Origin of the sequence: Streptomyces sp. NPDC052682, assembly GCF_040678435.1 — a bacterium.
Classification (GTDB): domain Bacteria; phylum Actinomycetota; class Actinomycetes; order Streptomycetales; family Streptomycetaceae; genus Streptomyces.
In genome coordinates this window covers 27,142-38,988 of sequence record NZ_JBFATS010000014.1, presented here as the reverse complement: position 1 = coordinate 38,988, position 11,847 = coordinate 27,142, and the positions used below count along the sequence as shown (strand labels likewise).

General features: G+C 72.9%; 10 protein-coding genes. 4 read left to right on the top strand and 6 right to left on the bottom strand.

Annotation, left to right across the window (positions count from 1 at the left end; genetic code table 11):
- Positions 1 to 9: 9 nt before the first annotated feature.
- From AB0K80_RS22525 to AB0K80_RS22515, 3 genes are all read right to left on the bottom strand, one after another.
- Positions 10 to 1,275, bottom strand: coding sequence for a sugar ABC transporter substrate-binding protein (locus tag AB0K80_RS22525; RefSeq protein WP_365672308.1), 1,266 nt, complete (start codon positions 1,273 to 1,275; stop codon positions 10 to 12).
- Positions 1,276 to 1,524: 249 nt separating this feature from the next.
- Positions 1,525 to 2,766, bottom strand: coding sequence for an ROK family transcriptional regulator (locus AB0K80_RS22520; protein WP_365672306.1), 1,242 nt, complete (start codon positions 2,764 to 2,766; stop codon positions 1,525 to 1,527).
- A 222-nt stretch (positions 2,767 to 2,988) separates the two neighbouring features.
- Positions 2,989 to 4,242 (bottom strand): FAD-binding protein, encoded by a 1,254-nt coding sequence (locus tag AB0K80_RS22515; RefSeq protein WP_365672304.1) that lies wholly within the window; start codon positions 4,240 to 4,242, stop codon positions 2,989 to 2,991.
- 161 nt (positions 4,243 to 4,403) lie between these two features.
- Between AB0K80_RS22515 and AB0K80_RS22510 the strand changes: the two genes are divergently transcribed.
- Positions 4,404 to 5,411, top strand: coding sequence for a hydroxyacid dehydrogenase (locus AB0K80_RS22510; protein ID WP_365672302.1), 1,008 nt, complete (start codon positions 4,404 to 4,406; stop codon positions 5,409 to 5,411).
- Positions 5,412 to 5,420: 9 nt separating this feature from the next.
- Here the strand turns inward: AB0K80_RS22510 and AB0K80_RS22505 are convergent, their stop codons facing one another.
- Positions 5,421 to 5,747, bottom strand: coding sequence for a hypothetical protein (locus tag AB0K80_RS22505; RefSeq protein ID WP_365672300.1), 327 nt, complete (start codon positions 5,745 to 5,747; stop codon positions 5,421 to 5,423).
- Positions 5,748 to 5,789: 42 nt separating this feature from the next.
- On the opposite strand from AB0K80_RS22505, the gene AB0K80_RS22500 reads away from it, so the two are divergent.
- Entirely contained in the window at positions 5,790 to 7,109 is a 1,320-nt protein-coding gene (locus AB0K80_RS22500; RefSeq protein WP_365672298.1) for a radical SAM protein, read from the top strand.
- 79 nt (positions 7,110 to 7,188) lie between these two features.
- On the opposite strand, the gene AB0K80_RS22495 is transcribed toward AB0K80_RS22500, so the two are convergent.
- Positions 7,189 to 7,566: a peptidase inhibitor family I36 protein gene (locus tag AB0K80_RS22495; RefSeq protein ID WP_365672296.1), complete on the bottom strand. Its 378-nt coding sequence runs from the start codon at positions 7,564 to 7,566 to the stop codon at positions 7,189 to 7,191.
- Between the two features lie 131 nt (positions 7,567 to 7,697).
- Positions 7,698 to 8,627 (bottom strand): hypothetical protein, encoded by a 930-nt coding sequence (locus AB0K80_RS22490; RefSeq protein ID WP_365672293.1) that lies wholly within the window; start codon positions 8,625 to 8,627, stop codon positions 7,698 to 7,700.
- Between the two features lie 299 nt (positions 8,628 to 8,926).
- Between AB0K80_RS22490 and AB0K80_RS22485 the strand changes: the two genes are divergently transcribed.
- Positions 8,927 to 10,411, top strand: a complete 1,485-nt coding sequence (locus AB0K80_RS22485; protein WP_365672291.1) for a cellulose-binding domain-containing protein — start codon at positions 8,927 to 8,929, stop codon at positions 10,409 to 10,411.
- Positions 10,412 to 10,717: 306 nt separating this feature from the next.
- Positions 10,718 to 11,833 carry a ribosome small subunit-dependent GTPase A gene (rsgA, locus tag AB0K80_RS22480; RefSeq protein WP_365672289.1) on the top strand — a complete coding sequence of 372 codons (1,116 nt, stop codon included), beginning with the start codon at positions 10,718 to 10,720 and terminating at the stop codon, positions 11,831 to 11,833.
- Positions 11,834 to 11,847: the final 14 nt, after the last annotated feature.

The following is an 11,847-nucleotide window of genomic DNA, read 5'->3' as shown; positions in this document are numbered from 1 at the left end:
TCCGGTGGTCTATCCGAAGAGCTTCTTGAGCTCGGCGTCGACCTTCTTCTCAGCCGCGTCGAGCTGTGCCTTCGGGTCGCCGTTCTTGCGGACGGCGTTCGCCATCACGTCGTCCCACGCGGCGATCATGGCCTGGGTCCAGCCGATGTTGTCGAAGTGGCCGAACTCGTTGAACAGCTTGACGCCCTCGGCCGGAAGACCCGACTTCAGCTTGGTGGCGGACTGGGCGAGCGAGGTCCGCGGCGGGATGTGGAAGCCGTAGGAGGTGGCGAAGTCCTCCTGGTACTCCTTCTGGTCGATCCACAGCCACTTGACGTATTCCTTGGCCGCCTCGACGTTCTTGCCCTTGGCGTTGACGAACATCGACCAGCCGCCGTTGTACACCGACGGCTTGCCCGCCGAACCGACCTTGGGGAAGGGGAAGATGCCGATGTCGTCGCCGAGCGCCTTCTGCATGGCCGGCATGGCCCACATGCCGCACCACTGGATCGCCGTCAGGCCCTGGGTGAACGCCGACGGGTCCCACCAGTCGGCCGGGGCGCCGAGCAGCAGGTTGCCGCTGGTGAACAGGGAACGCAGCTGCTTGAGGCCCTCGGCGACGGCGTCGGTGTTGAAGGCGGGCTTGTTGTCCTCGGTGAGGGTGTCGGCACCGGCCGACCAGACCAGGGGGCGCTCGAGCGGGGTGAGGTCGTTGCCGAGGAAGGCGCCCTTGACCTTGCTGGTGGTGAGCTTGTCGGCGACTTCGAGCAGCTCCTCCAGCGTGGTCGGGACCTCGACCTTCGCCTTCTCGAACATCGAGGGCCGGTAGAAGAAGAACTGCGGGTCGTCGATCATCCGGACGCCGTATATCTTGCCGTCGACCGTGTGCGACTTGATGTCGGCCTGGTTGAAGTCGTCCTTGACCGGCTCGATGATGTCGGTCAGGTCCGCCACCTGACCACTCTTGACGAGCTGGATCTGCGGGTGGAACTCGAAGACGTCCGGTGCGTTGTCGGTGAGCAGCGCCGCGAAGAGCTTCTGCTCGAAGTTGTTGCCGGTGATCCACTGCGTGGTGACGTTGGCTTCCTTGTAGGCCTTCGCGTAGCGCTTGACGGCCTGCTCGACGCCGGCCTCGCCGTACGCGTGGAAGTACTGCGTCAGGGTCTTGCCCGAACCGGAGCCGCCGCCGCGGCCGTTGTTGCTGCCGCACGCGGTCAGCGCGCCGGCCGCGGCCAGGCCCATCGCGGCCCGCAGTACGTTGCGGCGGTCCCAGTTGGTGTTGCTCAGTGCCGACATGCTGACGTCCTTGTCTCGAGTACGGCTGCGGCTCAGCGGCTCGATGGCCGGGCGGCTCGCGCCAGGTGGCTCAAAGAGGCTTGCGGAGCGGGACGTTAACCTTCGGCTAAGGCTTCGGCAAGGGGTTGAACGAAGTCTGCACGAAGCGTTGTCTCCGGTTCGGGGTTTCGAACGCGGGGCCGGTGCAGGGGAGTTGAGGGCCGCCGGGTCAGGGGCCGGCGGCCCTCGGTCACGGGGGAGGGGCGGGCGTCAGGGGGACGGGGCGGTGCGGCTCCTGGCGAGGGTGCGCTTGGGGCTTCGCTGCCCGACCGTCTGCAGGGCCCCTTCCAGCGCGAACGTCGCCGCGCCCAGGCACACGGGGTCCGTGGGGATGGGGGAGAGGACGATCTCGGTGGCCGCCAGCGGCCGTCTGAGCGCGTGCCGGGCGACGGCCTCGCGGACCTCGGTCAGCAGCGGCTCGCCGAGCGTGGCCGCGACCCAGCTGCTGAGCACGACCACCTCGGGGTTGAACAGGTTGACCAGGTCCGCGATGCCGGCGCCGAGATAGCGGGCGGTGTCCCGGACCACCTTGAGCGCGTCCGGGTCCCGCGCGGCGACCCCGCGGGCCAGCGCGTCGATGGTGGCCGTCTGGTCCTCGGGGTGCAGCAGCGGACTGCGCGGATTCAGCTCGCGCAGATGGAGCATGATCCCGGGCGCCCCCACGTACGTCTCCACGCAGCCGTGGTTGCCGCAGTGGCACAGCCGGCCGTCCAGGACGAGCGTGGTGTGGCCCCACTCGCCGGCGCTGTTGGACACCCCCCGGTGCAGCCCGCCGCCCAGCACCAGTCCGGCGCCGACCCCGGTCCCGAGGTTGACCACGACCGCGTCCCCGCGTCCGCGTGCCGCCCCGAACCACAGCTCGGCCACCGCGCAGGCCCGCAGCGGGTTGTCCAGGTACAGGGGGTAGGCGATGTGGTCGGAGAGCAGGTCGAGCAGCGGTACGTCGTGCCAGTCCCAGTTGGGCGCGTACTCCGAGATGCCCGTGTCGCGGTCCACCTGGCCCGGCACGCTCACGCCGACGCCGAGCACCCGGGCGCCCTCGACCCCGGCCTGCGCCACCACCGACCCGACGGCGGTGGCGACATGGCCGACCACCTGCTCGGGCCGGCTCTCCCCGGGCCGCATGTCCTCGTCGGCCCGCGCCAGCACGTTCAGCGCCAGGTCGAACAGCTCGACCCGTACGTAGGTCTCCGCGAGGTCGACGCCGATCAACGCGCCCCCCGACGCGTTGACGGCCACGAGTCCCCGAGGGCGGCCGCCCGCCGAGTCCTCGAACCCGACCTCCGTGATCATCCGCAGGTCGAGCAGCTCGCCCACCAGAGTGGCGACCGTGGCCAGACTCAGGCCGGTGGCGGCGGCCAGCTCCTGCCGGGACGTGGGTGACGCGGCGATGATCTGGCGCAGCACCTCGTAGCGGTTCGCGGTACGGATGTCACGTGATGTGCGCTTCACCGGATGCACCCCATCATCCCTTCCAGCCGGGCCGGGCCGGGTCGACGTCAGCACCGGCGCGGCGCCAGGCTATGGGCTGCCGGGGACTTTCGACAAGGGGTTAGTAAAGGGAGTTTATGAAGTCGCCCGAGAGCCGGTGGAACCCATTCCGGATCGCACCGGGCCGACAGGGCGGCGGGGGTGCATCACCAGTCGGCGGCCGTCGTGCAGGCCGGGTGCGTGTCACCCGCCCAGGACGTCGCGGACGAAGGCGTTGGTGAACTTCCCCGTCGGGTCCAGCTCCCGTGCCAGGGCCCGGAAGTCGCCGAGCCGGGGACAGCGGGCGCGCAGGGCCGGTGCCGGGACCGTGAACACCTTGCCCCAGTGCGGCCGGGCGTCGAAGGGATCCAGGGCCTCCTCCACGCGCCGCACCACGGGCAGCACCGCGTCCGTGTCCGCCACCCACGTGAAGTGCAGCGCCACGCTGTCGCGGCCGTACGCCGGGCTCAGCCACTGCTCGTCGGCGGCGACGGTCCGTACCTCGCAGATCTGCAGGACAGGAGCCACCGCCCGCCGGACCGCGTCGAGCGCGCGCAGTGCCTCGACGGCGTGCCGGCGCGGCAGCAGGTACTCCGACTGCAGCTCCGCGCCGCTGCTCGGCGTGAACTCCGCCCGGAAGTGCGGCAGCCGCTCGTGCCACGGCCCCGGCACACCGAACTGCTCGGTGCAGTTGACCGCGGGCATGCCCGGCACGGGGTGCATCTTCTCGGTGGCGGGGGAGGCCCACGGGAGGCCGGCGAACGGCTGGTCGGCGCGCCGCTTCACCCACACCTGACGGAAGCCGGGCGCCTCCCAGTCGGTGAACAGGCTGACGCTGTACGCGGCCGACATCACGGCGTCGAACGCGGCCGCATCCAGCCCCTCCAGCGGCAGCTCCGTGAACACGTACTGCTCGACCTCGAAGGCCGGCTCCAGGTCCAGGGTCAGCGCCGTGACCACACCCAGCGCGCCCAGCGAGGTCACCGCACCGCCGAAGCGGGCCTCGCCCCGGCCTATGGTCACCGTGGAGCCGTCCGCCGTGACCAGCTCCACTTCCCGTACGGCCGAGGCGAGCGGCCCGTTGCCGACGCCCGAGCCGTGGGTGCCGGTCGCCACCGACCCGGCCACCGAGATGTGCGGCAGCGACGCCATGTTGGGCAGCGCGAGACCGTGCGCGTGCACCGTGCGGGCGAGCTCGGCGTAACGGACACCGCCGCCGACCCGCACCGTACGGGCCGCCGTGTCGACCTCGACCTCGGCCGGCAGGGCGTCGAGGGAGAGCAGGACACCGCCGTCGCCCGGCTCGGCGATCTCGTTGAAGGAGTGCCCGCTGCCCAGCACCCGCACCCGGGCGGCATCCGCCAGCAGGGTCCGCAACGCGTCGAGCGAGTGCGGGCGGTGCAGCTCCTTGGCGGTGTACGTGATGTTGCCCGCCCAGTTGGTCACGGTCTCGGTCATCCGTCGTCCTTCCGAGGAAATGTCGGACCGGGAGGTCCCCGGCGGAATGTATCCCGGCCCGCCGGTCATTGATCCGGCGGCCCCGCGCGCCCTACCGTGGAAGCGTTTTCTACCCGTGACCCGTGACCCGTGACCCGTCACCGCACCGGAAGGCCACGTCCTTGACCCAGCGCCCGCAGGCACTGTTCGCCATGACCGCCGAGAACGTGCCGCAGGTCTTCCCGCCCGAGGTCATGGCGCGGCTGCGCGCGGCCGTGGACATCGACCCCGCCCTGGTCGCCGAGGACTTCACCGGTCCGCGCGTGCGCGAGGCGCTGGCCCGCGCCGAGATCCTGATCACCGGCTGGGGCTGCCCCCGCCTGGACACGGCCGTGCTCGACGCGGCCCCCCGGCTGCGCGCCGTGCTGCACGCGGCCGGCTCGGTCAAGGGCTTCGCCACGCCCGAGGTGTGGCGGCGCGGCATCACCGTCTCCACGGCGGCGGCCGCCAACGCGCTGCCGGTCGCCGAGTACACCCTCGCCATGATCCTGCTGGCCGGGAAGGACGTCCTCGGCGCCCGGGAACGACTGCGCACCACCCGCGTCTCGCCCGGCTGGGGCGTCGTCCCCGGCATCGGCAACCACGGCCGCCGCGTCGGGGTCATCGGCGCGTCCCGTATCGGCCGCCGCGTCCTGGACCTGCTGCGCCCCTTCGACCTGCGCCCCGCCCTCACCGACCCCTACGTCGACGAGGCCACGGCGGCCGCCCTGGGCGTTCCCCTGCTGCCGCTCGACGACCTGCTGCGCACCTCGGACATCGTCACCGTGCACGCCCCCGAGACCCCCGAGACGCACCATCTGATCGGCCGCCGTGAGCTGGCCCTGATGCCCGACGGCGCGGTCCTGATCAACACCGCGCGCGGCGCCCTCGTCGACCACGACGCCCTCGCCGGGGAACTGCGCACCGGCCGCCTGACCGCGATCCTCGACGTCACCGACCCGGAACCGCTGCCCGCCGACTCCCCCCTGTACGACCTGCCGAACGCGTTCATCACCCCGCACCTGGCGGGCTCCCAGGGCAACGAGCTGGCACGTCTGGGCAGCACGGTGGCGCAGGAGGCGGAACGGCTGCGCGCCGGGCGGGAGCCGGCCCACGCCGTGAGCCTCGCGGAGCTGGAGCGGGTGGCCTGAGGCGGTGGCTCAGCCGCCGCCTCCACCGTCACCGGCCAGGGCGGTGTACCGGCGGTGCGTCTCCCGGCTGTCGGCGACGAACGGCCACCGGGACAGCGCCCCGCGCAGCTCGTCCTCGCTCAGCCAGCCGTACCAGGCGACCTCCACCGGGTCCGGCGGCACCGCCCCGGAGACGACGGCCTCATGGGTGCTGGTGCGTTGCGTCCTGAAGTTCCTCTGCGACAGCGCGACCAGCCCGTACTGGCTCGCGGTGCCGGTCGAGCAGCCAGTCGTACCGGCCGGGGGCCAGACGCCCCTACCCGGGACCCGGTACCGCCCTCTCCCGGGCGGGGGCATACCGTGAGGAGTCGTACGTCCGAACCGGGAGGAGATGCGTCGATGGGCAGCCGTACCGCGCTGGTCGAGGATCTGATGGAGCGCTTCCCGCACGTGCCGCGGGAGGCCGTCTTCAAGGAGGACCTGCTCCGCGGCGGTGTCGCCTTCGACCCGTCGGCGCTGTCCGACAACGAGGACGGCGAGGTCAAGCCGAAGTCGTACTTCATCTTCTCCTTCGACCACGGCACCCTGCCCGAGCTCGGCGAGGCCGCCCTCAGGCGCCCGCCCGAGGAGATCATCCTCACCGGCGGCCCGTACGACCTGCGCCGCACGGTCGTCTCCGTGCGCGTGAACCCCTCCTCGCCGTACCGCGTCGCCGCGAACGAGGACGGCATGCTCGGCCTCTACCTCGACGGCAGGCGGATCGCCGACGTCGGTGTGCCGCCGATGCCGGAGTACTACCGGCACACCCTCAGCAACGGCAAGTCGGTCATGGAGGTGGCCCCCACCATCCAGTGGGGCTACCTGATCTACCTGACGGTCTTCCGGGTCTGCCAGTACTTCGGCGCCAAGGAGGAGTGCCAGTACTGCGACATCAACCACAACTGGCGCCAGCACAAGGCGGCCGGTCGGCCCTACACCGGCGTCAAGGACGTCGAGGAGGTCCTCGAGGCGCTGGAGATCATCGACCGGTACGACACCCAGAAGGCGTCCACCGCGTACACGCTGACCGGCGGAGCCATCACCTCGAAGGTCGCCGGGCGCGACGAGGCCGACTTCTACGGCCACTACGCCAAGGCCATCGAGGAGCGCTTCCCGGGCCGCTGGATCGGCAAGGTCGTCGCCCAGGCGCTGCCCAAGGCGGACGTGCAGCGCTTCAAGGACTACGGCGTGCAGATCTACCACCCCAACTACGAGGTGTGGGACCGCCGCCTGTTCGAGCTGTACTGCCCCGGCAAGGAGCGCTACGTCGGCCGCGACGAGTGGCACCGGCGGATCCTGGACTCCGCCGAGGTGTTCGGCGCGCGCAACGTCATCCCCAACTTCGTCGCGGGCGTGGAGATGGCCGAGCCGTTCGGGTTCACCACCGTCGACGAGGCCATCGCCTCCACCACCGAGGGCCTGCGTTTCTTCATGTCGCACGGCATCACGCCCCGCTTCACCACCTGGTGCCCGGAGCCCACCACCCCGCTCGGCAAGGCCAACCCGCAGGGCGCGCCGCTGGAGTACCACATCCGCCTGCTGGAGGCCTACCGCGCCACCATGGACGACTTCGGCCTGTCCTCGCCGCCCGGCTACGGCCCGCCCGGCCCGGGCCGCGCGGTGTTCTCCGTCAGCTCCTTCATGGACAGCCTCCCGGCCCAGGAGCCCGTCGAGGTCTGAGCCGCGCACGCGCCGGGGGCGCACCGGGCGGATGTCACCCCGCCCGGTGCGCCCCCGGCCCGTTCCCCCGCCGGGCGCTTCAGCAGCCCGTGGTCCAGGTGTGGGAGTCGCCCCGGTCGTTGGCGCCCGCGTTGTAGCCGACCTCCTGACCCGGGGCCAGGCAGATCGTGACGCCGCCGCCCTGCCAGGCGCTGGCGTACACCTTGACGTGGTCCTTGATGCCGGGGCCGGAGATGCCGTGGTTGGCCCACGAGCTGTCCTCGTCCGCGATGTTGCTCTCCCACCAGCCGTCGTCGCCGCTCCAGCTGACGCCGAGGCCGCCGAAGTTGGCGTCGGTGAAGGCGCAGAAGTTCCCCCGGGCGCAGGGGGCGGCGGCCTGGGCCGTACCGGGGACGGCGGCCAGGGCGGCGCCGGCGGCGAGGAGCAGGCCGGCGGCGGTGGCGATGGTCTTGCGCATGATGGCGGTTCCCTTCGGATGCAGTGCGGTGATGGGTGTGGTCGGGTGGCCCCGCGTCGGGGCGCACTCGGCCGGCCCGGTGGCCCGCCGGCCGTTCGGCCGGTCCGGCTCCGGGAGATCGTGGGGGTGCGTCAGAGGCCGTGCCGCACGGCGTAGCGCAGGCCGCGCTCGCGCAGCCGCCGGTGCTCGGCGATCAGCCCGGCGTACCCGGCGCGCACCTCGGCCGCGTGGTGCCTCTCCAGCCGGGCGCCGGTGGCCGCCAGGCCCGTGCCGCGTACGCAGCGCGCCTCGGCGACGGCGTACCGCCGTTGCAGCTCGAAGGCCTCGCGCGGTGCGAGGTCACGGGCCCGGCGCTGCCAGGCGGCGCGCAGCTCGCCCGGGTCCTTGACCGGGTGTACCGGGGCGACGCACCGCGCCCAGCGCCGCAGCGCGGCCCGGTACTCCGGGTCCCGGGTGACCCGCTGGTGCGCGGCGGCCTCGAGGTTGTTGACGGCGACCTCGGTACGGAACCAGCGGCCCTGGTCGCCGTACAGGACGCGCTGGGCCCGGGCCAGGCAGCCGTCGCTGTGGGCCCGCACGACGTGTCCGGTCTCCGTCCGGGTGGACAGCTCCGGGCGCCCGGTGCCGAACAGCGCGTCGGCCAGCCGCTGTTCCCGCCGCGCCGCCGTGCTGCCGGGCCGCGGTGCCCGGCGCGCCGCGGGGGCGTCGGTGCCCGTCCCCGCCGTGCCGCCGAAGCCGTGCGCGGCGGCCCACGCCGGATCGTCGATCCCGTAGGGGAAGGACCGCTGTCCCCCCGGGTCCGCTTCCCGGGCAGCCCGGCCCGCGTCCACCGGCCGGCGCGGCGCCGCAGGCGGCGGGATGTGCCGCTCCGTCAGGCACCGCCCCACCAGGGCGGATTCGGCGCGCTTGAGCAGATCGTCCTGGGCCCGGGCGGACCCCGGCACGGGCCGCGGAACTCCAGAGCCGTCCGGGCCGCCCTGCGCGCAGCCGCCCAGCAGGGCCGCCACGCCCATCGACAGCGCCACCGTGGACACGAACCTCCCAGCCCGCACCGTGGTCACCCCCTGTCCTCTTCCGGTCGTACGGGTGAGCCGCACGGACGGGAGGTCGGATGTCCTGCGACCTGCCCGCCGGCTCGACTCCCATTACAGGGGGAGCGGGGGTGGCTGTGACCCTCGGACGTCATAGGGCGGGCCGCGTGACCGGGCGGCGCGGGGGCACCCGCAGCCCTAGGTCAGGATTTGAATACGGCGCTTGTCAGTTGTGCGGATGACGTGAAAGGCTCTTGTACCGCCGCGAGGTTTCCCCCAACTCCAACGCCAGTAAGGTGAGTTGACCTCGCTCGTGATGCAGGAGACCCATGCCCGACCTGCCGACCCCTCAGGACGCCGCCGAGGCCGCACTGTTCTCCGAGTGCTGGGACGCGGTCCTCTCCTACGCCGACCTGTGCACGGCCGGTTCGTCCGCCGCCGCACAGCTGGCCCGGGAGGCGTTCGCACACGGCATACGCGAGGCCCGCCAGGCCGACACGGCCCGAGGCGCCGGCCGCCGCTCCGCCCGGCTGCCCCGGATCCCGCAGCTGCTGACCGCCGTACGCACCACGGCGGCTGCCTGGGAGGACGAGGGGCAGGGCCACAAGCTCGACCCCGACCTGCGGCTGTGGCTCCACTCGGACGCGGCCGCCCGGTACTGCGGGCCGCCCCTGCAGCGCCCCCTCGCCCTGCGCGGCCTGCGCGACCTGCAGCAGCCGGACGCCGAACTGCTGTGGCTGGCCGAGGTGGAGGCGCTGCCGCTGTCCGTGGTGGCCCGCCGGCTCGGCCTCGACCCGGCCACGGCGGGCGAGGAACTGGAGCAGGTGCGCGGCCTGTTCCGGGACCGCTGCCGCCGCAACCACCTCGACTCCCCGATGGACGCCCGGTGCCGCAGCTACGCCCGGCTGATGGACGCCGTCACCCGCTCGCCCGCCGCCGACGCCCCCGGCGACCTGTCCCGGCACCTCGCCACCTGCGTCCAGTGCGCCGAGGCCGCGGCCTGTCTGCGGCTGCACGCAGGCGGCCTGCCCGGCGCGCTGGCCGGCGGGGTGATCGGCTGGGGCGGCCTCGCCTACCTGGAGCGCCGCCGCCGGGCCGCCGAGGTGCGCCTGGCCGGCGGGCGCCCCGACGCGGACGTCCCCGACCCCGCGGACGCCACGCACCGCACCCGCGTCGCCCGCAACGGCCTGCTCGTCGCCGCCGTGCTGGTGTCCCTGCTGGCGCTCGCCGTGTCGATGATGCCGTTCGGCGGCACCACCGACGAGGCGGGCTCACCCGGCGACGACCGGCAGCCGGTCGCCGACCCGGGCGTGTCCCTGCCCTCGATCGACGTCCCGTCCGCCTCGGCGTCCCCCTCCGGCTCCCCCGCCACCACGCCGAAGCCGTCCGGCCCCGCCGCCGGGAACACGCCGAAGAGCAAGAACCCCGGCCCTGAGCCCCAGGGCACCTCCTCCGCCCCGGCCGGGCAGCAGGACGGCGAGCACGACGAGCCCGAGGAACCGGTCTGCCGGGTCGCCTACGACCTCGTCAACCAGTGGCCCGACGGGTTCCAGGCCACGGTCACCGTCACCACGGCCGAGCCCCTCGACTCCTGGCGGGTCGCCTGGTCCTTCAAGGACGATCAGCAGGTCAGCCAGATGTGGGACGCCACCGTCGCCCAGAAGGGCTCCCGCGTCACCGCCACCGCCGCCGACTACAACCGCGAGGTCGCCGCGGACGGGAAACTCACCTTCGGCTTCCTCGCGTCCTGGCACGGCACGAACTCCGCCCCGTACGGCTTCACTCTGAACGGCAAGCCCTGCGCGAAGAGCTGAGGCTGAGAGCGACGGCACGAGGCGGAAGGCTCGGTACGGCGGTCCGGAAAAACCCGTTGACGGGCCGGCGGGGGAGCCGACTACTGTGACGGCACACCACGCGGTGGCTTCCCGGCTGCCGCGTCCGCACACGAGGGAATCGAGGAGGTGTCGACCGATGGCTGTCCCTGCGATGAGCGCTGCCCGCAGTAAGGAATCCATTCCGTCCACCTCCGTGGCCACCGGCTGACACCCTTTCCGTTTTCCCGCCGCACGTCCTTCGGCGTGCCGGCGACGGCCGGGGCCACCCTCGTGAAGGGTCACCCCTTGAGTTCCACCCCGCATTCCCGCACCGCTTCCTCCGCTTCCTCCGGACTGGCTCCCTACGGCTGGGACGAGGCCTGGGCCGACGCGTTCGCCCCGTACGCCGCCGAGGGCCTGCTGCCCGGGCGTGTCGTGCGGGTCGACCGCGGCCAGTGCGACGTCGTCACCGCCGGCGGCACCGTGCGGGCCGACACCGCGTTCGTCACCCCGCACGACCCCCTGCGGGTCGTGTGCACCGGTGACTGGGTCGCCGTCGACCCCGGCGGGAACCCGCGCTACGTACGGACGTACCTGCCGCGCCGTACCGCCTTCGTGCGCTCCACCTCCTCCAAGCGGTCCGAGGGGCAGATCCTCGCCGCCAACGTCGACCACGCCGTCGTCGCCGTGTCGCTCGCCGCCGAACTCGAACTCAACCGCGTCGAACGCTTCCTCGCGCTCGCCTGGGAGTCCGGGGCACAGCCCGTGATCGTCCTGACCAAGGCCGACCTCGTGCCCGACGCGGTGACCCGGTCGCACCTCGTCCACGACGTGGAGACCAGCGCGCCGGCCGTGCCGGTGCTCACCGTCAGCGCCCTGGACGGGGACGGACTGGACGTGCTCGCCGCGCTCGTCTCCGACGGCACCGCCGTGCTGCTCGGACAGTCCGGCGCGGGCAAGTCCACCCTCGCCAACGCGCTGCTCGGCGAGGACGTCATGGACGTCCAGGCCATCCGCGACGTCGACGGCAAGGGCCGCCACACCACGACCACCCGCAACCTCCTCGCCCTGCCGGGCGGCGGTGTGCTCATCGACACCCCCGGCCTGCGGGGCGTCGGACTGTGGGACGCCGGCAGCGGCGTCGGGCAGGTGTTCGCCGAGATCGAGGAACTGGCCCGGCGGTGCCGCTTCCACGACTGCGCGCACGACGCCGAGCCGGGCTGCGCCGTGCAGGCGGCCATCGACGCCGGGGACCTGCCGCACCGGCGGCTGGAGAGCTACCGCAAGCTGCTGCGCGAGAACCAGCACATCAAGGCCAAGACCGACGCGCGGCTGCGGGCCGAGATCCGCAAGGACTGGAAACGGAAGGGGGCGATGGGCCGCGCCGCTATGCAGGCCAAGCGCGGCCAGTGGCGCGCGTAGCCTCCGGGTGACCG